We start from the raw sequence: 23,195 nt of genomic DNA, 5'->3' as shown, positions 1-23,195 counted from the left end.
CAGCTATTGTCACTCCAAAGGTTGTGATGCGTCGCGCCGCAGTTTATGAGCCGCAGCAACCGCTGAACAGTCATGAAAAGGTGCGCCCATGATCCCCCGTTATTCCCGTCCCGATATGGTTGCGATCTGGGAACCAGCAACCAAGTTCAAGATCTGGTACGAGATCGAGGCACATGCCTGCGATGCGATGGCCGATCTGGGTGTGATCCCGCGCGAAAACGCCGATGCGGTCTGGAAGGCCAAGGACGTTGAATTCGACGTCGCCCGCATTGACGAGATCGAAGCGGTCACCAAACACGACGTCATCGCGTTCCTGACGCATCTGGCCGAACATGTGGGCAGCGACGAGGCGCGTTTCGTGCATCAGGGGATGACATCCTCGGACGTGCTGGACACCTGCCTGAACGTGCAACTTGTGCGCGCCGCAGACATTCTGCTGGCCGATCTGGATGATCTGCTGGCCGCGCTGAAAAAGCGCGCGCTGGAACACAAGAACACCGTGCGCGTGGGCCGCAGCCATGGCATTCATGCGGAACCCACCACGATGGGTCTGACGTTCGCGCGTTTCTACGCCGAAATGGACCGCAACCGCGACCGCCTGAAAGCGGCGCGCGCCGAGATTGCAACCGGCGCGATTTCCGGCGCTGTCGGCACATTCGCCAACGTCGATCCGGCGGTCGAGGCGCATGTGTGCGCCAAGCTGGGCCTGTCGCCCGAGCCGATCAGCACCCAAGTGATCCCGCGCGACCGTCATGCGATGTTCTTTGCGGTGCTGGGCGTCATAGCCTCGTCCATCGAAAACGTCGCCATCGAGATTCGCCACATGCAGCGGACCGAAGTGCTGGAAGGCGCGGAATTCTTCTCGATGGGTCAAAAGGGATCGTCCGCGATGCCGCACAAGAAAAACCCCGTGCTGACCGAAAACCTGACCGGTCTGGCGCGTCTGGTGCGCATGTCGGTGGTGCCTGCGATGGAAAACGTGGCCCTGTGGCACGAGCGCGACATCTCGCACAGCTCGGTCGAGCGGGCGATTGGCCCCGACACCACGATCACGCTGGACTTTGCGTTGGCGCGGTTGACCGGTGTGATCGACAAGATGCTGATTTTCCCGCAGAACATGCTGGACAACATGAACAAATTCCCCGGTCTGGTGATGAGCCAGCGGGTGCTGCTGGCCCTGACCCAAGCGGGCGTCAGCCGCGAGGACGCCTATGCCATGGTGCAGCGCAATGCCTTGAAGGTCTGGGAAGAGCGTGTTGATTTCCGTGAACAATTGCTGGCCGACGCTGATGTGGTTGCCGCATTGGGCGCGGACGCGATCAACGAAAAATTCGACATGGATTATCACACCAAACACGTCGACACGATTTTTGCCCGCGTGTTCGGCGACTGATTGCCTTTGGAACTGTGCGGCGGATTATTGATTAGGTCCGTCGCGCGGTTTGTCGTATCCTGTTTGCCATACCACCAAAATACATTCGGCAATCAAGGAGACGAACAGATGAAAATCACACGTATCGCCACCACGCTGGCGCTTGTATTGGCCCCTGTCTTCGCTGCGGCCCAAGGCTGCGGTGGCATGAAGGACCAACAGGCAATGTCCTGTGCTGAAGGGTCAAATTTTGACCACACAACCGGCACTTGCGTTCCTGTCAGCACCTGAACCACGCTTCACAACCTGTTGAACACAAAAACGGCTCGCGTTTTCTGAAAATGCGTTATCTATTTCCTTGTATTGTAAATGGGAGTTTTTCTGATGCGAGTCACACTACTGGCTGCGGCCCTTACCCTGCCTCTTTCTCTGTCTGCACCTGTGTATGCCGCGGGTAGCGGCAACGAAACGGCCCCCAAGCCCACGGAAACCAGCGAGGATTGCAAAGGTGTCCGCGTCTGGGACGAAGAGAAACAGCGCTGTGTCAAACCCAAGGAATCGCGTCTGGACGACGACCAGCTTTATCAGGCTGTGCGCGAGCTGGCCTATGCAGGCCGTTATGAGGACGCCCAAGGGGTGCTGGACGCCATGTCCGACCAATCGGACGACCGCGTGCTGACCTATCGCGGCTTTACCGCCCGCAAGCTGGGGCAGATGGACGTGGCGATGGTGTTCTATCAACAAGCACTGGACGCCAACCCAGACAACCTGCTGGCACGGTCCTACATGGGTCAGGGGCTGGTGGCGCAGGGTGACCGCGTGGCCGCGCTGACGCAACTGCGTGAAATCAATGCCCGTGGCGGTGCCGACACCTGGGCTGCCACATCGCTGCGCACGGCCATCGAAACCGGCGTGACCTACAACTACTAAGCTTTGTGCGCGCCTGATTTCAGGCTTTGTTCACCAATAGATGCCACAACACACGGGACCTTTGTTCCTGTGTGTTGAGGCCGTCTGGTGAATGAACTGATTCTCTCCTCCCCCATGCCTTCGCTGCCCATGTCCGGTGGGGGCGCACCGGTCCAGTTGAGCCGTCGGGCCAAGGCTGCCGTGGTGGTGCGTCTGCTGCTGAACGAAGGGGCCGACATCCCGCTTGAGGATCTGCCCGAGGAACTGCAATCGCACCTGACCAAGGCGATGGGCCAGATGCGCACCGTTGATCGTGACACGCTGTCTGCGGTGGTGTCCGAATTCGCGGAAGAGGTTGAACGCATCGGCCTGCGCTTTCCCGGTGGCATCGCGGGCGCGTTGAACGCGCTTGAGGGCAAGATCAGCCCGCAAACCGCAGAACGCCTGCGCAAAGAGGCCGGGGTAAAGCAGGCTGGCGACCCTTGGGTGCGCTTGCGCGAGATGGGCGCGGAAAAGCTGTTGCCGATCCTGCAACAGGAAAGCATCGAGGTGTCCGCCGTTCTGCTGTCCAAGCTTGAGGTGAAAAAGGCGGCCGCCCTGCTGGGCATGTTGCCCGGCCCGCGCGCCCGCCAGATCACCTATGCCGTGTCTCTGACCGGATCGGTCACGCCGGACGCTGTGGAACGCATCGGCCTGTCGCTGGCCATGCAGTTGAACGCGCAGCCGATGGGCGCCTTTGACACCGGGCCGGTGGAACGTGTCGGCGCGATCCTGAACTCGTCCACATCCGTGACGCGCGACGACGTGCTGGAAGGGTTGGACGAACAGGATCAGGGCTTTGCCAATGCGGTGCGCAAGGCGATCTTTACCTTTGCCAACATCCCGCAACGCATCGCCCCGCGCGACATCCCCCGCGTGCTGCGCGAGGTGGACCCCGCCGATCTGCTGGTCGCCATGGCCGGCGCAGAGGCCGCGGGCATGAAAGCCTCGGCCGATTTCATTCTGGAGAATATGTCGGGGCGCATGGCCGATTCCCTGCGCGAGGAAATGCAGGAAAGCGCGGCCCCAAAACCCGCCGACCACGATGCCGCCACGGCCAATATGGTCGCGGCCATCCGCAAGCTTGAGGCCGAGGGCGAGTTGATCCTGATGTCGGAGGAGGAAGAATAGGCCGCAGCGTCCTGACTGGACAGGCGCACGCCCCCGCCGTAAGCGCAGGGAATGAAAACACCCCATACAGCCGCCAACCCTGCCCGCGCCATCCTGCTGGCGGTTCTTGCCATTGCCTGCTTTGGCGGGATGGATGCCAGCGTCAAGGCGATCAGCCCGCTGACAGGCACCGTGCCTGCCCTATGGGCCCGCTATGGCGGTCAAATGCTGGTGGTTCTGATCCTGGTCGCCCCGCGCCTGCGCACCGTTGCGCGCAGCCAGTACCCCAAGCTGCAAATCGCGCGGTCCTTGCTGCTGATGACCGCGACCGCATTTTTCTTTACCGCCCTGGGCAAGATCGGGCTGGCCGAGGCGACCGCAGTCATGAGCCTGAACCCCGTGCTGATCACATTGGGTGGCGCGCTGTTTCTGGGCGAGGCGCTTGGCCCCCGCCGCATCTTTGCCATTGTCGCAGCACTGATCGGCGCGCTGATCATCATTCGCCCCGGAACGGACGTGTTCGCGCCCGCCGCCCTGTTGCCGCTGGGGTCGGCTGTCTGTTTTGCGTCCTATACGTTGCTGACCCGCCGCCTTGGGTCGGACGAGGACGTGTGGACATCGCTGTTTTACACCGGGCTGGTCGGGTCGGTCGTGATGACCTGCATGGTGCCCTTCCACTGGACCCCGCTGACTGCGAAATCCGCCACGCTGATGGTGATGATCGGCGGTTTCGGCACCGCAGGCCAGTTGATGCTGATCCGCGCCCTGTCGCAGGCCGAGGCGGGGCTGCTTGCCCCGTTCAACTACACGGGGCTGGTGCTGGCGATGCTTTGGGGCGTGGTGTTCTTTAACGAGTTCCCCGACCTGTGGACACTGGTCGGTGCGCTTGTGATCGTGGGGGCGGGTCTGTATGTCTGGCACCGCGAAACCCGTCTGGCGCGCGCGCCGGCCCTACCTCACGTGTGATGCAAAATGGCCAAAGCTGACCCATCGACGATGCCGCTGCGCGAACGCGCCGGGCACTATGTGTCCAATGCGATCATCTACACGCTGATCCGCGTGGCGCTGGCCCTGCCCTATGCCACGCGCGTGGCGCTGCTGGGCGGGATCGTAGAGCGGATCGTGGGGCCATTGGTTGGCTACCGCCGCCGCGCCGAGGCCAATCTGGCCCTGATTTACCCCGAGATGGCGGCCCCGGAACGAAAGCGCATCGCGCGGGCCTGTCTGAACAATGCCGGCCGCAGCATCATCGAGAATTATTCGTCGGAAGAGTTCCTGCACCGCATGGAAAACCAGCCGGTGACCGGCGCAGGTTTCGAAGCCTTGCGCGAGGCCGATGCCGCCGACCGTCCGGTCATTCTGGTCACGGGCCATTTCGGCAATTACGAGGCGACGCGCGCGGCGCTGGTCGCGCAAGGCTTTGCGGTGGGGGGCCTGTATCGTGACATGGCCAACCCCTATTTCAACGCCCATTACGTCAAGACGATGCAGGCCTTTGGCGGCCCCGTGTTTCCGCAAGGGCGGCGCGGTACGTCCGGTTTTGTACGGCACTTGCGCGGTGGCGGGCAGTTGGTGTTGCTGTTCGACCAGCACGTGTTCGAGGGCACGGTGTTGGAGTTTATGGGCCAGCCTGCGAAAACCGCGCTGTCGGCGGCAGAGTTGGCGCTGCGGTTCGATGCGCTGCTGATCCCGTTCTACGGCATCCGCCAGCCCGACGGGCTAAGTTTTGAAACCGTGCTGGAAGCGCCGATTGCGCATTCTGATGCGGAAACGATGACGCAGGCGTTAAACGACAGCCTGGAAGCGCGGGTGCGTGAACACCCCGAACAGTGGTTCTGGGTGCACCGCCGCTGGCGGGCCTACGAGGTCTGAAGCGGGCTCACCGCTCGCGGGGTATCTAGCGCATGGCGTCTGCCGCCAGGATCGCGCCGTCGGTGCCTTGCTGGACCAGCACGACCAGCGGTGCGTCACCTGACACGGGCACGTCCAGCGACAGGTCACTGCGCCCGTCCCATGTGCCCAGCACCTGCCAGTCCCTTGCGACATTGGCATAATCCAGCGTCATTCCCGCGTTCTCGCCACGGGTGATGCGCGTGTTGCTCATCGGGGTGTAGCGCACCAGTTGCACCACCATGTTGCCCGCCGCACCCGTGTTTTGCGCCGAAATCTTCAGCGCATCGCCCTGCCGCGTCACATCCAGCGTCACCGGCGATGGCATGGCCGCGTGTTTGGCGATTGCCTCGGACAGCTCCATCGGGCGCGCGCCCACGATGTCGGTCTGACCGTTCACCACCATCTGCGGCGTATAGATCGACCGGCGATGGGCCGCGGCGGCATAGCTGCGCTGGCGGTCGGCAAAGGCGGGCACGGCGAATTCGTCTTTCCAGCCGATATAATCCCAGTAATCCACGTGCAAAGCCAAGGCGATCACGTCATCGCGTTGCGCCAGTTCTGCAAAAATCGCGTCTGCGGGTGGGCAGGATGAACATCCCTGCGACGTATACAGTTCGACCACCACGGGCGACTGAGCGGCGGCGGACGTGGCAACAGACAGCATCGCGGCGGCAAGAACGGACAGGACTGATTTCATGAATTGGGGGCCTTCGGGTCTTTTGATATGGTCCCTACCTAACCCCATGGTCCTGTAATAACCAATCAACCTTTGTTGAAAGATGGCGAAGGACCGTGCAGGATGTCCCCAAAACGCCATATCTGAGGGCGATCTTTAAAATTCGGTACACAATGGTATACAAAAGTGTCGCACAGCGGTGGAATCCTGTTGATCCGAACTAGATTAAGATGCAAATCAGGCGCGAAGACCGCCCCCTGCCACCTGCCCCATCCAATCGGGGCACACTAAGCCAAAGGAGCCACCCATGCCCATCACAGTTGGCCATGATACGTCCAAAACCCGCAAGACACTGACCGTCGGCGACCAATCCATCGCCTATTATTCGATTCCCGCCGCCACCGAGGCCGGCCTGGGTGATTTTTCGAAATTGCCCGCCGCGTTGAAAGTGGTGTTGGAAAACATGCTGCGGTTCGAAGACGGCAAGACCGTCACAACCGACGACATCAAGGCCTTTGCCGAATGGGCAACAAAGGGCGGCAACAACCCGCGCGAGATCGCCTATCGGCCCGCCCGCGTGCTGATGCAGGATTTCACCGGTGTTCCCGCCGTGGTCGATCTGGCCGCGATGCGCGATGGCTTGAAGGCACTGGGCGGCGACCCGGAAAAGATCAACCCGCTGAACCCCGTCGATCTGGTCATCGACCACTCGGTGATGATCGACGAATTCGGCAACCCGCGCGCGTTCCAGATGAACGTGGACCGCGAATACGAGCGGAACATGGAGCGCTATGTGTTCCTGAAATGGGGCCAGAAGGCGTTTAACAACTTCCGCGTCGTGCCCCCCGGCACCGGCATCTGCCACCAGGTGAACCTGGAGTATCTGGCGCAAACCGTTTGGTCCGACAAGGATCAGAACGGCGAACTGGTGGCCTATCCCGACACGTTGGTCGGCACTGACAGCCACACAACCATGGTCAACGGCGCGGCTGTTCTGGGCTGGGGCGTGGGCGGCATCGAGGCCGAGGCCGCCATGCTGGGTCAGCCGATTTCGATGCTGATCCCCGAGGTTGTCGGCTTTGAGCTGACAGGCCGCATGATGGAAGGCACCACCGGCACCGATCTGGTTCTGAAAGTCGTGGAAATGCTGCGCGAAAAAGGCGTGGTCAGCAAGTTCGTCGAATTCTACGGCGAAGGTCTGGACCATCTTCCATTGGCCGACCGTGCCACCATTGCCAACATGGCACCGGAATACGGCGCGACCTGCGGCTTCTTCCCCATCGACGATGAAACCCTGCGCTACCTGACCAGCACGGGCCGCGACAAGGACCGCATTGCGCTGGTCGAAGCCTATGCCAAGGAAAACGGTTTCTGGCGCGGCGCGGACTATGCGCCGATCTACACCGATACGCTGCATCTGGACATGGGCACCATCGTGCCCGCGATTTCCGGTCCCAAACGCCCGCAGGACTATATCGCGCTGACGTCGGCCCACACCGCATTCGCCGATTACGTCAACGGCGTGCGCGGCGGTACGGATGCCACCGAAACGTCCGAAGTGCGCTGGGAAGGTGAAGGCGGCCAGCCCGAGCCGCGCGATATCCCCGGCGACACAGGCAACCACAAGCGTGGCTATGTGCAGACCGAAGATGGCAACTATCAACTGCACGACGGGTCCATCGTGATTGCGTCGATCACATCGTGCACCAACACGTCGAACCCCTACGTGATGATCGGTGCGGGCCTTGTTGCGCGCAAAGCCCGCGCGCTGGGTCTGACCCGCAAGCCTTGGGTCAAGACGTCGCTGGCCCCCGGCAGCCAGGTTGTGTCGCATTACCTTGAGGCCGCAGGCCTGCAAGAGGATCTGGACGCCATCGGCTTCAACCTTGTCGGCTATGGCTGCACCACCTGCATCGGCAACTCGGGCCCGCTTGAGGCGCCGATCAGCAAGGCGATCAACGACTATGACCTGATCGGCACGTCGATCCTGTCGGGCAACCGCAACTTCGAAGGCCGGATTTCGCCTGACGTGCGCGCCAACTATCTGGCATCGCCCCCCCTGGTCGTGGCCTATGCGCTGGTCGGTGACATGAACGTCGATCTGGCCAACGGTGTGCTGGGGCAGGACAAGGACGGCAATGACGTCTACCTGAAAGACATCTGGCCCTCGACCCAAGAGGTTGCGGAACTGGTCGAGAAAACCGTGACACGCGCCGCCTTCCAGGAGAAGTATGCGGACGTCTTCAAAGGCGACGAAAAGTGGCAGGGCGTCGAAGTGACGGACAGCATGACCTATGACTGGCCGCCGCAATCGACCTATGTGCAGAACCCGCCCTATTTCCAGAACATGAGCAAGGAACCGGGCACGATCAGCAACATCAAGGACGCCAAAGTGCTGGCGGTTCTGGGTGACATGATCACCACCGACCACATCTCGCCTGCCGGGTCGTTCAAGGAAAGCACGCCTGCCGGTCAGTATCTGGTGGAACGTCAGGTTCCGGTGCGCGAATTCAACTCGTACGGGTCGCGTCGCGGCAACCACGAGGTGATGATGCGCGGCACATTCGCCAACATCCGCATCAAGAACGAAATGCTGGACGGCGTCGAGGGCGGCTATACCAAGGGCCCCGATGGCGAACAGACGTCGATCTTTGACGCGGCGATGGCCTATCAGGACACCGACACACCGCTGGTGATCTTTGGCGGCGAACAGTATGGCGCGGGCTCGTCCCGTGACTGGGCGGCCAAGGGTACGGCGCTGCTGGGCGTCAAGGCCGTGATCGCTGAAAACTTTGAACGTATCCACCGTTCGAACCTTGTGGGCATGGGCGTTATTCCGTTCGAGTTCACAAATGGCGACACCCGCAAATCGCTGGGTCTGACCGGCGAGGAAACCGTGTCGATCAGCGGTCTGGACACCATCAAGCCGCTGCAAGAGGTGCCTTGCACCATCACCATGGCGGACGGTTCGGTCAAAGAGATCACGATCAAGTGCCGCATCGATACGGCGATCGAGATCGAATACATCGAGCACGGCGGCGTTCTGCACTATGTGCTGCGCAACCTTGCCGCTGAAAGCGCCATCGCTGCCGAGTAACCCTCGCGCGACAGGACAACGCAAAGGCCCCCGCACGAAAGTGTCGGGGGCTTTTTTACGGGTGACGACGACCAAACCGGCACGACCATCGCCCCAAGCTTCGGATTGCCTTCCCGACAAATCCATGGCCGAATACCCCCAAAAGGAGCACAGCATGCGCACAGTTCTTGTCACGGGCGCCGCACGCGGCATCGGCCGCGCCATTGCCAGCGATCTGGCGTCAGATCATGCCGTCGCAATCACCCACAACAGCACGCCGCCCGATGCGCTGCTGGCCGATCATCCCGACATCCACCCGATACAGGCGGACCTGAGTGATCCCGACACCCCGCCCCGCATCATCGACGCGGTGATCGCCAAGTTCGGCAGGCTGGACGTGATTGTGAACAACGCAGGCGCGATTGAGATGGACGATGGCGCGGCGCATCTGAACCACACGGTCAACGTTGCGGCCCCGATGGCCCTGTTGACCGCTGCATTGCCGCACCTTGGCGCCGCGGCCACGGTCATCAACATCTCGTCCGTCAACGCCACCCTGCCCGCCAAGGGTGCCGTGGCCTATTCCGCCAGCAAGGCCGCCCTGAACCTGTGGACCCGCGCCATGGCCAAAGAGCTGGGACCGCGCGGTATTCGCGTCAACGCCGTGGCCCCCGGCGCGATTGAACGCACCGAATCCCCGCGCCCGCCTGAGCTGGTCAAAGCGTTCACCGACCTGACCGCCCTGGGCCGCGCAGGCGTGCCCGAAGACATCGCAAAGGTGGTGCGTTTCCTGACATCGGACGCGGCCGGTTTCATCACCGGAGAGATCATCACCGTGTCGGGCGGCTATCGGTTGTAAGGTCCGTCACACATATCGCAAGAGAACCCGATAAACCCAAGGTTTCGTTGATCTATCCCCTTTTCATTCCCTGAAATCTCCAGCACCTTCGCAGGGAAAATTTCAACCAAAAGATGAAAAGGAAAGCCGTCATGCTTAATGCAATCTCGCGACCGATGGTCCGCATCGTTGACCGATACCTGCCCGACCCGTTTGTCTTTGTCGTCGTGCTGACGCTGGTTGCGGGCCTTGCCGCGATGGGCATCCAAGGCAGCAGCCCGCTTGAGGTGGTCAGCGTCTGGGGCGACGGGTTCTGGTCACTGCTCAGCTTCTCGATGCAGATGCTTCTGGTGCTGGTCACGGGCTATATGATGGCCTCGACCCCTCTGGTCAAAAAGGGCCTGCAAGCACTCGCAGGGCTGGCCAGCAGCCCGGGCAGTGCAATCTTGCTGGTCAGCGTGGTGTCGCTGGCGGCAAGCTGGATCAACTGGGGCTTTGGCCTTGTGGTCGGGGCCCTGTTCGCCAAGGAACTGGCCCGCCAGATCAAGGTGGACTATCGCCTACTGGTGGCCTCGGCCTATTCGGGCTTTATCGTCTGGCACGGCGGTCTGGCGGGGTCGATCCCGCTGTCCATCGCCACCGAAGGACACCCCTTTGCCGATCTGACGGGCATTATTCCGACATCTCAGACGATCTTTTCCACCTATAACCTGCTGATCGTGGCCGCGCTGTTCGTTGTCGTCCCGCTGGTCAACCGCGCGATGATGCCTTCCGAGGCTGACAGCGTCTATATCGACCCCGCGCTGCTGGACGCCGATGACACAGCCAAGCCCGAAACCCGCACGCCCGCCGAGTTTCTGGAAACCACGCCGGTTCTGTCGATGCTGATCGGTGCCGCTGGCGCAGCATGGCTGATCCAGTATTTCGCCGTCGGCAACGGGCTGTCGCTGAACGTCATCAACTTTTTGTTCCTGACACTGGCGATCCTGCTGCATGGCACGCCGCGCCACTTGCTGAACGCGCTGAACGAGGCCGTCAAAGGCGGCGCAGGCATCGTGATTCAGTTCCCGTTCTACGCGGGCATCATGGCAATCATGGTTCAGACCGGTCTGGCCGCCACCGTCTCGGAGGGATTGGTGGGATTGGCGACCGAAACAACGTTGCCGTTCTGGTCGTTCCTGTCCGCAGGTCTGGTCAACTTTTTCGTACCGTCAGGTGGCGGGCAATGGGCGGTTCAGGCCCCTGTGATCCTGCCCGCAGCCGAAGCCTTGGGGGCGGATCTTGCCCGTGCGTCGATGGCCGTGGCCTGGGGCGATGCGTGGACCAACATGGTGCAACCCTTCTGGGCGCTGCCGATCCTGGGCATTGCCGGTCTGCGCGCCAAGGACATCATGGGGTTTTGCGTGATCCATCTGGTCATCACCGGCGTGATCATCGCCCTTGGACTGACCTTCCTCTAACGGTCTTAATCTGCCTGCGCGGCTTCCAGCGCGGGCAGAAACCGCTGTTCGTAATCGCTGCCCACCAGGGGCCCCGTGAACCGGAACAGCACGGTGCCGTCACCATCCACGATGAAAGTCTCGGGCGGCGCGGTCACGCCCCAGTCGATGCCGGTGCGCCCTGCCGGGTCAAAGGCGACGGCGGCAAAGGGGTTGCCGTCGTCCTGCAAATAGGCGGTCGCGGTGCCCTTCTGGTCCTTGTAGTTCACGCCGATGATCGTCAGCCCGTCCGCCTGCATTTCCAGCAGGCGCGGATGTTCGGCACGGCACGGCGGGCACCAGCTGGCCCAGAAGTTCACCAGCGTCACCTCGCCCTGCTGGAACATCTCGGGCGTCACACCGGGGTAGTCTGCCAGCGTGTCTGCGGTGACCGCAGGCACCTGTTGCCCCACCAGCGTCGAGGGCAATCCTTCGGGGTCATCGCGGAACATGCCGAAGGCCGCCAGCCCGACAAAGGCGGCAAAGACCACGGGCGGCGCGATCATCATCGGTGACAGTCTAGGCATCTTTATGTCCCTTGGCTTCGGTGCGCTGCATTTCGGCCCGCACGCGGCGTCCGCGCAGCAAGGTGGCGGCGACCAGCACGATCAGCAACACCGCAGTGGCGCCGTAGGCCGACAGCACCGAAACGGCGTATTTTCCCAGCTCTGGCATCATGTCCCTGCCCCCTGACGCGCCCGCAGCGCGCGGGTGCGGCGCACGCGGATCTCGGTGCCTGTGCGGTACAGCACCAGCGCCAGAAACAGCAGGACAAAGCCTGCGATACACACCAGCAGCGGTTGGTAAAACACATCCGCCACGTTCTTTTCCTTGTCCAGCGACAGCGACGCGCCCTGATGCAACCCCTGATTCCAGAAGTTGACGGCATAGCGTGACAGGACAGCAAAGACCGACCCGACCAGACACAGCACCGATGTCAGATCGGCTGCGGTGTCTGGGTCTTCGATGGCGGACCACAGGGCCATATAGCCCAGATAGAACAGAAACAGGATCAGGAACGAGGTCAGGCGCGGATCCCACGCCCACCACGTGCCCCACATCGGCTGCCCCCAGACCGCGCCGGTGATCAGCGCGATCAGCGTCATGGTCACACCCACGGGGGCGGCGGCGCGGGCGGCCAAGGCGCTGACGTGGTGGCGGCGGATCAGCCAGATCAATGACGCCACCAGCATCATGAACCAGCCGTTGATCGCCATCAGCGCGGCGGGCACGTGAATATAGATGATCTTGACCGTGGACCCCTGGCGATAGTCATCCGGTGTGCCGAAAAACCCCCAGGCCAGCCCACCGATCAGACACAGCGCCGCAAGCGCCCACAGCCAGGGCAGAACCCGTTCGCTGAGACGCAGAAACTTGACCGGATTGGCGTATTCCCACAATGACATGGCGTTTTCCTAATGTGTTGCGCGCACAGGCTCAATCCCCGACGCGCGGCTGCGGCAATGCGCTCACCGCAAGTTGACGCGCAAGACGGCGGCGCTGGCAAAGGGCATCAGCGCCAGCACACCCGCGCTGATGCCCGCCAGCATCAGCAAGGGTGTGGTGGCGTCCATGCCGTCGGCACTGCGCCGCGCCGCCTCGGCCCCGAAAATCAGCGTTGGCACGTACAGCGGCAGCACCAGCAACGACAGCAGCAGCCCGCCGCGTTTGATCCCAACGGTCAGCGCCGCCCCGAACGTGCCGATCACCGACAGTGCGGGCGTGCCCAGCAACAGCGACAGCACCAGCCCGCCGTACCCCGCCGCAGGCAGGTTCAGCAGCACCGCCAGCACCGGGGCTGCCACCACCAGCGGCACGCCGGTGGTCAGCCAATGCGCCAGCGCCTTGACGCTCAGCGCGGCCTCAAGCGGCAACGGGGCCGTGGCCAGAACGTCCAGCGTGCCATCCTCGAAATCCAGCGCCAGAATGCGGTCCAGCGACAAAAGGCACGCCAGCAGCGCCGCCAGCCACAAAACCCCGGCCGCGATCCGCCCCAACAGGTCGGACTGCGGCCCGACGCTGAAGGGCACCAGCACCACGACGATCAGGAAAAACGCGAGGCCCAGGCCAAAGCCGCCCCCGGCCCGCAACGCCAGTCGCAAATCGCGGATCAACAGCGCCCTCACAAAAACGCCTCGTCGCTGGCGCCCAGTCGCACGGCCTGCGCCGTCACACGGAAGGGTGTGACGTCCAGCACCGCGGCCTCAAGCCCCAGATCAATATGCGTCGCGATCAGCGCCATGCCGCCCTGCGCCAGATGCGCGCGCACCGCATCCGCAAACAGCGCCACGGCGCTTGCGTCCAGCGACACGGTCGGCTCGTCCAGCACCCAGATGGGCCGCCCCGTCACCAGCAACCGCGCCAGCCCCAGCCGCCGCTTTTGCCCCGCCGACAGCGTGCCCGCCAGCCGGTCGGCAAGCGGCTCCAGCGCAAAGGCATCCAGCGCCCGCGCGACGTCCCGCGTGCCAAAGACCGCCGCCCAAAAGCTCAGGTTTTCGGCCACACTCAGCATCGCTTTCAGCCCGTCGGCGTGGCCTGCATAGGCGATCCGGTCCTCGGCCCCCGTCACGGTGCCCGCAAGTGCCGGCTGCAATCCGGCAATGGTGCGCAGCAGCGTGGTCTTGCCCGATCCATTGGCGCCGCGCAGCACCAGCGCCTGACCGGGCATCAGCGACAGGCTGACCCCCGCCAGCACCGGCACGCCACCACGTGCCACAGACAGATCGGATACGCTTAATTCCATCACGCAGACCTAGCCGATGCACACAAAACCGGAAACCCCCTTCTCTGGGTCAAAACATCCTCGGGGGTGAATGGGCCAAAGGTCCAAAAGGGGGCAGACGGGCCCCCTGACCTACGATTCAAACAGGCAGCATCGCCAGCGCAATCCGGCGGCCTTCGCTCAGCAGCACGTTATAGGTGCGCGCGGCAGCGGGTGAGGCCATCACCTCGACGCCCACGCCTGCCTCTTCCAGCCGGTCGCGCAATTCGGTCGGCATATGGGCAATCTCGGCCCCTGTTCCCAGAAACAACACGTCGATCTGCCCCGCCAATGCCAGCAGCGCGTCGGGTGCGTCATAGCCGCCCCAGATTTGCGTGCCCTCCGGTCCGGTCAGCACCGCACCGTGAAACACCTCGCCGCCGATGCGGAAAAAGCCGGGGCCATAGCCTTCGATCGGCTTGGCGTCGTTATAGGTCACTTCGTTCAAACGCATCTCAATTCCCCCAGACAGGCAGGCCCATGATGGCCGAACTTGCCACAACCACGTAAGCCACGCCACGGTATACCCCAGCCTTGTCAGGGTTGAAAATGGCGGCGCCGATCAAATTTCCGATCATCGAAGGGATCGCCAGCAAAAGGCCGATCACCACGGGCAGCCAGACCAGATCGCCGCGCAGGGCCAGCACGCCAACCAGCAGAAAATCAAAGGCAAAAAGGTACAGCAGCACATTCGCCCGCACCACCGCCACCGGCAGCGCGCTGGCCATGTAGAACAGGATCACCGGCGGTCCCGGCACACCGCTTAGCCCGCCCGAAAACCCCGCAAGTGCGCCGATGCCCCCGACCAGCGGTGGCGTCAGCCTACCCTGATAGCGGACCCCAAGGGCCAGACAGGCAACCAGCGCCAGCGACAGAATGCACACGATATAGCGGTATGTTTCGCCCGTCATCAGCGCGAGCAGCGCCAGCCCGACCGGCAGCAGGCACAGGGTGCCCACCAGCAGCAACACCAGATCGCGGCGGTGTGCGGTGCGCAGGGCGCGGGGCACGATGGGCATCGGGCCGAACACGTCCATCATCACAAGCGAGAGGATCGCCCAAATCGGCGGCATGACCTGCGCCGCAATCGGCAGATAGATCATCGCGGTGCCAAAGCCGGAAAAGCCGCGTACGATCCCGGCGACCAACGCGCCAAGGATCAAAAGCCAGAGGCCCGGCAGCGCCAGGGCCTCTGACAGAATCTCAGGCATCTATGTTGGCGTATTGGTTGCCAGCACTGCCGTCTTTCTTGGTCCAGTCGCGTTTCACGCCCAGATACAGCAGGATCGTCGAGGCCACGAAGATCGACGAATAGGTCCCGACCACAACGCCCCAGATCATCGCAAAGACAAACCCGCGGATCACGTCGCCACCCAGTACATACAGCGCAATCAGCGCCAGCAGCGTGGTCAGCGATGTCATCAGCGTCCGGCTGAGGGTTTCATTGATCGACAGGTTCAAGACCTCTTTCAACGGGCGGTTCTTGTACTTGCGCAGGTTTTCCCGCACCCGGTCAAAGACGACCACGGTATCGTTCAGCGAATAGCCGACAATGGTCAGAAGTGCGGCAATGATCGCCAGATCGAACCGGATCTGGATTTCAGAAAACACGCCGATTGTCAGCACCACGTCATGGACCAGCGCGATTACAGCGCCCAGGGCAAACTGCCATTCGAACCGCAGCCAGATATAGACCAGCACCGCCCCGATCGCGAGGATCACGGCCAGTGCAGCAGTCTGGATCAGTTCGCCCGACACTTTGGGTCCGACGGATTCGACCGAGATAAACTTGATGTCCGGCACGACCACGGCCAACGCCGCCTCGACGGCTGCGATGGTTTCGGGGGTCACCGCTTCGACGTCGTCTTGCGCCTGAATGCGGATCATCGCCACGTTCTTGTCGGGGCCGAAGCTGGGATCGAACACTTCGGTGATCGAAATATCGCCCAGGCCCAGGGTCGCCACCGCGTCGCGGTATACGCCCACATCCACCGGCTGCGCGCTTTCGGTGCGGATCGTGGTGCCGCCCCGAAAGTCGATGCCATAGTTCAGCCCTTGGACCAGAAACGAGGTAAAGCCGATCACGACCATCACGGCCGAAATGCCCAACCACAGCTTCCAGCGGCCAAAGAAGTTAAACTGCGTCTCGTCAGGAACCAGTCTTAAACGCATATCAAACCTCGATCTGCTTGGGGCGGCGGCGGTCGTACCACATGACCACCATCAACCGCGTCACGTAGACGGCGGTAAAGACAGAGGTCACGATACCCAGACCCAATGTGATGGCAAAGCCGCGCACCGGACCCGAACCCATGACGAACAGGATAACGGCGGTGATGAATGTGGTGATGTTGGCATCCAGAATGGCGCTCAGCGCCTTCTCATATCCCAGCTCGATGGCCCGTGCAGGCCCGCGTGCCGACTTCAGCTCTTCGCGGATACGCTCGAACACCAGCACGTTTGCGTCCACCGCCATACCCACCGTCAGAACGATCCCTGCAATACCCGGCAGCGTCAATGTGGCGCCGATGGTGCTGAGCAGGCCAAAGATGATGGCGATGTTGATGATCAGGGCGATGTTGGCGAACACACCGAACAGCCCGTAGCTGAGCATCATGAAGATCAGCACACCGGCAAAGGCGACACCGGTGGCAAGCTTGCCCGCCTCGATGCTGTCCTGCCCCAGTTCGGGGCCGATGGTGCGTTCTTCAAGAAAGTTCATCTTGGCAGGCAAGGCCCCTGCCCGCAGCAGAACCGCAAGCTTGGTCGTTTGCTCGACCGTGAAGCGGCCCGTGATAATGCCCGAACCACCCGGAATATGGCTTTGGATCACGGGGGCGCTGACAACTTCGTCGTCCAGAACGATGGCAAAGGGGCTGCCGATGTTTTCTGCCGTATAATCGCCAAAGCGACGTGCGCCGGTGGAATCGAACCGGAAGTTGACCGCCGGGCCGCCGTTCTGGTCGAACGCAGGCTGCGCATCGACCAGATCTTCGCCCGACACGACTGCCGCCGTTTCGATCACATAGAATACGCCCTGTTCGTCCAGCGACGGCACCAGCTTTTCGCCCGGACCCGCCGAAGCGTTTTCGTCCGTTGTGCGGGTGACGACGGGGTTGAACGTCAATTGGGCCGTGGTGCCCAACAGCGCCTTCAGCTCGGCGGCCGATCCGATACCGGGCACCTGGATCAGGATGCGGTCGGCACCCTGACGCTGGATCGTGGGTTCGCGTGTGCCAACCTCGTCGATCCGGCGGCGCACGATTTCCAGCGATTGCTGCATGGTCCGCTCGTCTGTCGCCTGCTTTTCAGCGTCGCTGAGCGTGACGGTGATGATGTCGCCCTGTCCGCTGGCGACGATGTCCGTTGATCCGGCACCGGTCAGCGTTTGCACGGGCCGTGCCAAACCGCGCACGATTTGCAATGCTTCAGGCATGCCTGAAGCCTCGCCGATGCGAATGCGCAAGGTGCCCGCAGGAGAGTCTTGCAGACGGATCGTGCCAACAGTGGCCCGTTCGGGGCGCAGCGCGTCGCGGATTTCAGGCCAGCTTGCTTGCAGGCGGGAATCGTAAACATCCGTAACCTGCACTTCGGCCAACAGATGCGCACCACCGCGCAGATCAAGGCCAAGGTTCACAAGGCTCGATGGCAGCCATTCCGGCCACTGGCCCGCAAGCGCCTGATTTTCAGGGGTGTCGGCACCGGCCTCGATGGCGGCAACCGCGTCGTTCGACTGCTCGACCCGCGTATAGAACGCGTTTGGCAGTGCCAACAGCAGACCCAGGGCCACAAGGCCCCAGATAAACAGCCGTTTCCAGAAACCGATTTGCAACATTTACTTGGCAGGCTCTGTTTTCGAGATCACTTGCGCGATCGTGCTTTGGACAACGCGGATTTTCACGCCGTCGGCCACTTCGACCTCGACTTCGTTCTCTTCCTTGACCTTGACAACTTTGCCGATGATCCCGCCCTGGGTCACGACCTGATCGCCCCGGCGCAGCGCCTGAACCATCGCCTGATGTTCTTTGACCTTTTTCTGCTGGGGACGGATCAGCAGGAAATACATGATACCGAAGATCAGGATGAGTGGAACGAACTGGCCGATTTGTTGCATGAAGATGGTCCTTTTGTCGGCCTTGAGCGGCCTGCTTTCGATTTTGGCAGAACCTATGGGTGGCTTGGCATGTGTGCAAGGTGCAATACACCACTAAACTGCGGCATCTGGCCCCGTCCGGTGCCATCCTAAGGCTACCTTTCTCCTGCGCGATGGGTCATAAGGCGCGCACCGACTCAAAGCAGACACATCGCTCAGAGGAACTGACCATGCACGATATCCGCGCCATCCGAGAAAATCCCGCCGCTTTTGATGCGGCCCTTGCCCGCCGTGGGGATGCGCCGGTGTCCTCGGATCTGTTGTCGCTGGACGAGGCACGTCGGGGCAAAATTCTGGCCGCCGAGACCGCGCAGGCCGAACAGAACAAGGCCAGCAAAGAAGTCGGCGCCGCCAAAGGACGCGGTGACGAGGCCGAATTTGAACGCCTGCGCGCGCTGGTCGCGGCCAAAAAGGCCGAAATTGCCGAAATGAACGAAGCGGCCAAGACGCTGGATGCGCAGTTGACCGATAGGCTGGCGCGCATCCCCAACCTGCCCGCCGACGACGTGCCCGACGGCGCGGACGAGGCTGACAACGTCGAGGTGAACCGCTGGGGCACGCCGCGCAGTTTCGATTTCACGCCGCGCGAACATTACGACCTGCCCTCGGTCGCCCCGTCGATGGATTTCGAAACCGCCGCGAAAATCTCGGGCAGCCGCTTTGTGCTGCTGTCGGGAGCCGTGGCGCGCATCCACCGTGCATTGGCGCAGTTCATGCTGGACACGCACGTAGATGTGAACGGTCTGACCGAAACCAACACCCCGGTTCTGGTCAATTCCGACGCCATGTACGGCACCGACAAGCTGCCGAAATTCGGCGAAGACAGCTATCAGACCACCGAGGGCAAATGGCTGGTGCCCACGTCCGAGGTGCCGCTGACCTACATCGCCGCCGGTCATGTGATCGACGCGGACTATCTGCCGCGCCGCTACACCGCGCACACCCTGTGTTTCCGGTCGGAAGCGGGCAGCGCGGGCCGTGACACTTCCGGCATGTTGCGCCAGCACCAGTTCGAAAAGGTCGAGATGGTCAGCGTCACCCTGCCCGAAGAGTCGGACGCCGAACAAAAACGCATGTTGCGCTGCGCCGAGGATCTGTTGGAGCGGTTGGGCATTCCGTACCGCACCGTGATCCTGTGCACCGGCGACATGGGCTTTGGCGCGCGCCGCACCTATGACATCGAGGCGTGGTTGCCCGGTCAGGATGCCTACCGCGAGATCAGCTCGGTTTCGACCACGGGTGACTTTCAGGCGCGCCGCATGAACGCGCGGTTCAAGCCCGCCGATGGTGGCAAGCCACAGTTCGTGCACACGCTGAACGGCTCGGGCCTTGCGGTCGGGCGCTGCCTGATCGCGGTGCTGGAAAACGGCCAGCAGGCAGACGGGTCCGTGACATTGCCCGACGTTCTGGCCCCCTATCTGGGCGGCAAGACCACGCTGGGCGCCGACGGCATTCTGGCCTAACCTGCCGGAAACATCTTGTACAGACTGCGCGGGCGGTAATCTTTGCGCCCGCGCACCCGCGCGTCAGTGCTGTCGTGCAGTTCCCACTCTTGCTGCGGCCCCTCGCGCCAGCCGCTCAGCTTCTGGCTGAGCCATCCGGTCTTGCCCGTCAGCTCGTCCGTGTCCACCAGCGCATCTGCATCCACATTGGGAAAGCGCACGCCGGGTTTCTGTTTCAGCGCCTTGGCCCCTTCATAGATCCACTGCAAGGGATAGGCTGACAACGCCTGTACATGCGCACTGCCGCCCACGACGCTGTGGGTGCCCACAAACCAGACCTGTTGATACTTGCGCGCAGGCCCGGTGTCGCCCTTGTTCAGGCCCTGCTTGTCGTTCAGATCGTCCAGATTGTCCCATTTCGCGGGCCGGTAGAACAGCCGCCGCTCGTCCACCGCCAGCGCATGGCGGGCGCTGCGCACAAGGCTGGACAGCGCCATGTCGTGAAACTTGTACTGCTTGTTCCACATCGACGCGACCGGCCCAAAGATCGCCACCGGCACGCCGCGCGCACCGACCGTGTCCCAGACACCGATATAGGCGATGTTGACCAGCTCCGACCCATCGCCGCGCCAATCCATATCCTCTTGCGAGGTGGCAAACTTGGGCGACAGCTTGCGCCGCTCTTGCAGGATGTGCGGCTTGTCAGGATGGTTGGCAGCCCCCGGCTTGCGGTACAGCTTGAACGCCGCGTTGATCCCCGCGGGGCTGGTGTCGGTAACGATCCCGCATTTGCGGATCATCCCCCCGACCGACCGTGCCGTGAAGGCGCCGCGCGAGAATCCGAACAGGTAAATCTCGTCCCCCGGCTGATAGACCTGCGCGATGAACTGATAGGCCTGTTTGACCTTGGCATCCAAACCCCAGCCAAAGATGCCGCCGCCGTACTTGTTGAAAAACCGCTTTACCGGGCCGTCAAAACGCTCGTCCGTACCGATCCCTGCAAAATAGGCCGAAACCTGTCCCTGCATCGGGTCGCTGATCAACGTGTGGTGCAGCTTGTGAACACTGGTGGGTTCTTCGATGGTGGGAGAATTCCACGTGCCATCGCAGAAAATTGCGATACGGGTCATGACAATAGTCCTTGGCAGTCAAATGAAACGGATTAGGTGAATATACCATACCATCAACGTTCCCGTTAGAATTGTAAATATCATGCCCCTCGCCATTCTTGTCTTGATCCTCAGCGTTGCTTTTGCGGCTTCTCCCTTGCTGGTCCCCGGCTTTGGTGGATTTGACCCCAACCAGTTCCCGATTCCGCAGGACAGCCCGCCCGTACAACCTGCGGGATATGCGTTCTCGATCTGGGGGCTGATCTATCTGTGGCTGGTCGCCAGTGCCCTGTTCGGGCTGAAACGCCCCGTGGAGTGGGCCGCAATGCACCCCGCCCTGGCCGTGTCGCTGGCCATCGGGGCCACGTGGTTGCCGGTGGCCATGCTCAGCCCCGTCTGGGCCGCCATTCTGATCTGGGCAATGCTGATCACCGCATTGATCGCGCTGTTCCGCGCGCCCGCGGTCGATGCGCCTTGGGCGTCGTGGCCCTTGGGACTGTACGCAGGCTGGCTCAGCGCGGCCTCCTGCGTATCGCTGGGATTGCTCGCGGCAGGGTATGGCTGGATGGACCAGCGCACAGCCGCCTACGTCTTTGTCGGGCTGGCGATCGTGCTGGCGTTGGGTGTGCAAAGCCTGCTGAACCGCGCGCCAACCTACGGTCTGGCGGTGATCTGGGCGCTGATTGCCGTGGCGGTGCAGAACTGGGGCACCGGAACCACTGGCGTCGCATGGCTGGCGCTGGCAGGGGCTGTGTTGATGGTCCTGCCGATGATCCGCAGCGCGCGTCTGTAACGCGCGCCGCTTACCACCGCTTCTTTTGGCCCAAAATATCCCGGGGTCCGGGGCAGCGCCCCGGAAATCCGCTAGCTGCGCCGCCCCTCGGTGTGTTTGCGCAGCTTGGACGGCGGTGCCTTTTTGCGGCCCTTGTAAGGGTTCGAATCGTTCTGCCCGCGCATGTACAAACGGATCGGCGTGCCCGGCATGTCGAAATCAATCCGCAGCCCGTTCACCAGATAGCGCGAATAGCTTTCCGGCACCTTGTCGGGATGCGAACACATCACCACGAACCCCGGCGGGCGCGTCTTGGCCTGGGTCATATACCGCAGTTTGATCCGCTTGCCCTGCGGCGCGGGGGGCGGGTGCGCCTCGACCATGCCGCTAAGCCAGCGGTTCAGCGATGCGGTGGTCACGCGGCGGTTCCACACGTCATAGGCCTTCATGATGGCGGCGTGCAGCCGGTCCAGCCCCCGGCCCGTTTTCGCCGAGACCGTGATCAGCGGCGCACCGCGCAACTGCGGCAACAGCCGCTCGAAGCTTTCCTTCAACTCGCGAAGCTTGTCCTGCTTTTCGTCCTCGATGTCCCATTTGTTCACGGCGATGATCACCGCGCGGCCTTCGCGTTCCGCCAGATCGGCAATGCGCAGATCCTGCTGTTCAAACGGAATGGCCGCATCCAGCAGCACCACGACAACTTCGGCAAACTTGACCGCGCGCAGGCCGTCACCGACGCTCAGCTTTTCCAGCTTGCCCTGCACCTTGGCCTTCTTGCGCATACCGGCAGTGTCGAAAATCCGCATCGGCACGGCCACGCCATCGTCGCCCACCCAGTCGATCCGCAGCGAGATCGCGTCACGGGTGATCCCTGCTTCGGGGCCGGTCAACAGACGCTCGTCGCCCAAGATCTTGTTGATCAGCGTGGACTTGCCCGCATTCGGGCGGCCCACGACGGCCACTTGCAGCGGCTTGGCATTGGTGGGGACCGGCACGACATCCATGTCGTCCTCGTCCTCGTCCAGACTGACATCGACTTCGGGCGCGTCTTCGGCGGCGCGTTCGGCGAACTTGTCGGCCAGCGGCATCAAGTGGGTGTACAGGTCGTTCAGACCCTCGCCGTGTTCGGCAGACAGGCGGATCGGCTCGCCCAACCCCAGGCTATAGGCTTCGATCACACCGGCGTCGGCAGCGGCGCCTTCGCCCTTGTTGGCGGCCAGAATGACATGGGCCGCGCGTTTGCGCAGGATTTCCGCAAACACTTCGTCCGTGGGTGTCACCCCTGCCCGCGCGTCGATCATGAACAGGCAGATGTCGGCCATGTCCACGGCGCGTTCGGTCAGCTTGCGCATCCGCCCTTGCAGGGATTCGTCGGTGGCCTCTTCCAGACCGGCCGTGTCGATCACGGTAAAGCGCAGGTCGGCCAGACGGGCCGCACCTTCGCGCAGGTCGCGGGTCACGCCGGGTTGGTCGTCGACCAACGCCAGACGCTTGCCCACAAGGCGGTTGAACAGCGTGGACTTGCCCACATTGGGCCGCCCCACGATGGCGAGGGTGAAAGACATGA

At 62.4% G+C, this 23,195-nt stretch carries 24 protein-coding genes; 11 read left to right on the top strand and 13 right to left on the bottom strand.

Going from position 1 to position 23,195, the window contains the following annotated elements:
• Positions 1-88 precede the first annotated feature (88 nt).
• From purB to AAC077_RS01710, 6 genes are all read left to right on the top strand, one after another.
• Positions 89-1,393 (top strand): adenylosuccinate lyase, encoded by a 1,305-nt coding sequence (purB, locus tag AAC077_RS01735; RefSeq protein ID WP_339766221.1) that lies wholly within the window; start codon positions 89-91, stop codon positions 1,391-1,393.
• Positions 1,394-1,501: 108 nt separating this feature from the next.
• On the top strand, positions 1,502-1,663 hold the full coding sequence (locus AAC077_RS01730; RefSeq protein WP_339766220.1) for a hypothetical protein: 162 nt from the start codon (positions 1,502-1,504) through the stop codon (positions 1,661-1,663).
• A 93-nt stretch (positions 1,664-1,756) separates the two neighbouring features.
• Positions 1,757-2,302, top strand: coding sequence for a hypothetical protein (locus AAC077_RS01725; RefSeq protein WP_339766219.1), 546 nt, complete (start codon positions 1,757-1,759; stop codon positions 2,300-2,302).
• Positions 2,303-2,416: 114 nt separating this feature from the next.
• The gene (locus AAC077_RS01720; RefSeq protein WP_339766218.1) at positions 2,417-3,451 is read left to right on the top strand and encodes a FliG C-terminal domain-containing protein; all 1,035 of its coding nucleotides are present in this window, start codon (positions 2,417-2,419) and stop codon (positions 3,449-3,451) included.
• Between the two features lie 51 nt (positions 3,452-3,502).
• Positions 3,503-4,396 (top strand): DMT family transporter, encoded by an 894-nt coding sequence (locus AAC077_RS01715; RefSeq protein ID WP_339766217.1) that lies wholly within the window; start codon positions 3,503-3,505, stop codon positions 4,394-4,396.
• Between the two features lie 6 nt (positions 4,397-4,402).
• On the top strand, positions 4,403-5,302 hold the full coding sequence (locus tag AAC077_RS01710; protein WP_339766216.1) for a lysophospholipid acyltransferase family protein: 900 nt from the start codon (positions 4,403-4,405) through the stop codon (positions 5,300-5,302).
• A 25-nt stretch (positions 5,303-5,327) separates the two neighbouring features.
• On the opposite strand, the gene AAC077_RS01705 is transcribed toward AAC077_RS01710, so the two are convergent.
• Complete coding sequence (locus AAC077_RS01705; protein WP_339766215.1) at positions 5,328-6,020, bottom strand: DUF1223 domain-containing protein; 693 nt, start codon at positions 6,018-6,020, stop codon at positions 5,328-5,330.
• A 286-nt stretch (positions 6,021-6,306) separates the two neighbouring features.
• Between AAC077_RS01705 and acnA the strand changes: the two genes are divergently transcribed.
• From acnA to AAC077_RS01690, 3 genes are all read left to right on the top strand, one after another.
• On the top strand, positions 6,307-9,096 hold the full coding sequence (gene acnA, locus AAC077_RS01700; RefSeq protein ID WP_339766214.1) for an aconitate hydratase AcnA: 2,790 nt from the start codon (positions 6,307-6,309) through the stop codon (positions 9,094-9,096).
• Between the two features lie 154 nt (positions 9,097-9,250).
• Entirely contained in the window at positions 9,251-9,934 is a 684-nt protein-coding gene (locus AAC077_RS01695; RefSeq protein WP_339766213.1) for an SDR family oxidoreductase, read from the top strand.
• A 131-nt stretch (positions 9,935-10,065) separates the two neighbouring features.
• The gene (locus AAC077_RS01690) at positions 10,066-11,373 is read left to right on the top strand and encodes a short-chain fatty acid transporter (protein ID WP_339766212.1); all 1,308 of its coding nucleotides are present in this window, start codon (positions 10,066-10,068) and stop codon (positions 11,371-11,373) included.
• Between the two features lie 5 nt (positions 11,374-11,378).
• On the opposite strand, the gene AAC077_RS01685 is transcribed toward AAC077_RS01690, so the two are convergent.
• The 10 genes from AAC077_RS01685 to yajC form a co-directional block, all read right to left on the bottom strand.
• On the bottom strand, positions 11,379-11,918 hold the full coding sequence (locus AAC077_RS01685) for a DsbE family thiol:disulfide interchange protein (RefSeq protein WP_339766211.1): 540 nt from the start codon (positions 11,916-11,918) through the stop codon (positions 11,379-11,381).
• Positions 11,911-12,069, bottom strand: a complete 159-nt coding sequence (gene ccmD, locus AAC077_RS01680) for a heme exporter protein CcmD (protein WP_339766210.1) — start codon at positions 12,067-12,069, stop codon at positions 11,911-11,913. The genes AAC077_RS01685 and ccmD overlap by 8 nt, the downstream gene beginning before the upstream one ends.
• Positions 12,066-12,797 (bottom strand): heme ABC transporter permease, encoded by a 732-nt coding sequence (locus AAC077_RS01675; RefSeq protein WP_339766209.1) that lies wholly within the window; start codon positions 12,795-12,797, stop codon positions 12,066-12,068. Before AAC077_RS01675 ends, ccmD begins: the two co-directional genes overlap by 4 nt.
• A gap of 63 nt (positions 12,798-12,860) precedes the next feature.
• On the bottom strand, positions 12,861-13,517 hold the full coding sequence (ccmB, locus tag AAC077_RS01670; RefSeq protein ID WP_339766208.1) for a heme exporter protein CcmB: 657 nt from the start codon (positions 13,515-13,517) through the stop codon (positions 12,861-12,863).
• Positions 13,514-14,134 carry a heme ABC exporter ATP-binding protein CcmA gene (gene ccmA / locus AAC077_RS01665; RefSeq protein WP_339766207.1) on the bottom strand — a complete coding sequence of 207 codons (621 nt, stop codon included), beginning with the start codon at positions 14,132-14,134 and terminating at the stop codon, positions 13,514-13,516. The genes ccmB and ccmA overlap by 4 nt, the downstream gene beginning before the upstream one ends.
• A gap of 118 nt (positions 14,135-14,252) precedes the next feature.
• Positions 14,253-14,606, bottom strand: a complete 354-nt coding sequence (locus AAC077_RS01660; protein ID WP_339766206.1) for an Mth938-like domain-containing protein — start codon at positions 14,604-14,606, stop codon at positions 14,253-14,255.
• A 1-nt stretch (position 14,607) separates the two neighbouring features.
• A complete protein-coding gene (locus AAC077_RS01655) occupies positions 14,608-15,363 on the bottom strand; it encodes a sulfite exporter TauE/SafE family protein (protein WP_339766205.1) in 756 nt (251 codons plus the stop codon).
• Positions 15,356-16,324, bottom strand: coding sequence for a protein translocase subunit SecF (gene secF, locus AAC077_RS01650; RefSeq protein ID WP_339766204.1), 969 nt, complete (start codon positions 16,322-16,324; stop codon positions 15,356-15,358). Before secF ends, AAC077_RS01655 begins: the two co-directional genes overlap by 8 nt.
• A gap of 1 nt (position 16,325) precedes the next feature.
• Positions 16,326-17,987, bottom strand: coding sequence for a protein translocase subunit SecD (gene secD, locus AAC077_RS01645; protein ID WP_339766203.1), 1,662 nt, complete (start codon positions 17,985-17,987; stop codon positions 16,326-16,328).
• Positions 17,988-18,266, bottom strand: a complete 279-nt coding sequence (yajC, locus tag AAC077_RS01640; RefSeq protein WP_339766202.1) for a preprotein translocase subunit YajC — start codon at positions 18,264-18,266, stop codon at positions 17,988-17,990. It lies immediately after the preceding gene.
• 209 nt (positions 18,267-18,475) lie between these two features.
• Between yajC and serS the strand changes: the two genes are divergently transcribed.
• Positions 18,476-19,768 (top strand): serine--tRNA ligase, encoded by a 1,293-nt coding sequence (gene serS, locus AAC077_RS01635; protein WP_339766201.1) that lies wholly within the window; start codon positions 18,476-18,478, stop codon positions 19,766-19,768.
• Here serS and AAC077_RS01630 read toward each other — a convergent pair.
• On the bottom strand, positions 19,765-20,877 hold the full coding sequence (locus AAC077_RS01630) for a DUF2235 domain-containing protein (RefSeq protein WP_339766200.1): 1,113 nt from the start codon (positions 20,875-20,877) through the stop codon (positions 19,765-19,767). The two genes, serS and AAC077_RS01630, sit on opposite strands and share 4 nt — an antisense overlap.
• Positions 20,878-20,959: 82 nt before the next feature.
• On the opposite strand from AAC077_RS01630, the gene AAC077_RS01625 reads away from it, so the two are divergent.
• Entirely contained in the window at positions 20,960-21,649 is a 690-nt protein-coding gene (locus AAC077_RS01625; RefSeq protein ID WP_339766199.1) for a hypothetical protein, read from the top strand.
• 71 nt (positions 21,650-21,720) lie between these two features.
• Here the strand turns inward: AAC077_RS01625 and der are convergent, their stop codons facing one another.
• Positions 21,721-23,193, bottom strand: a complete 1,473-nt coding sequence (gene der / locus AAC077_RS01620) for a ribosome biogenesis GTPase Der (protein WP_339766198.1) — start codon at positions 23,191-23,193, stop codon at positions 21,721-21,723.
• Positions 23,194-23,195 lie beyond the last annotated feature (2 nt).

Source organism: uncultured Pseudosulfitobacter sp. (assembly GCF_963976325.1).
Classification (GTDB): Bacteria; Pseudomonadota; Alphaproteobacteria; order Rhodobacterales; family Rhodobacteraceae; genus Pseudosulfitobacter.
This window is presented reverse-complemented; position numbering and strand designations above follow the sequence as displayed.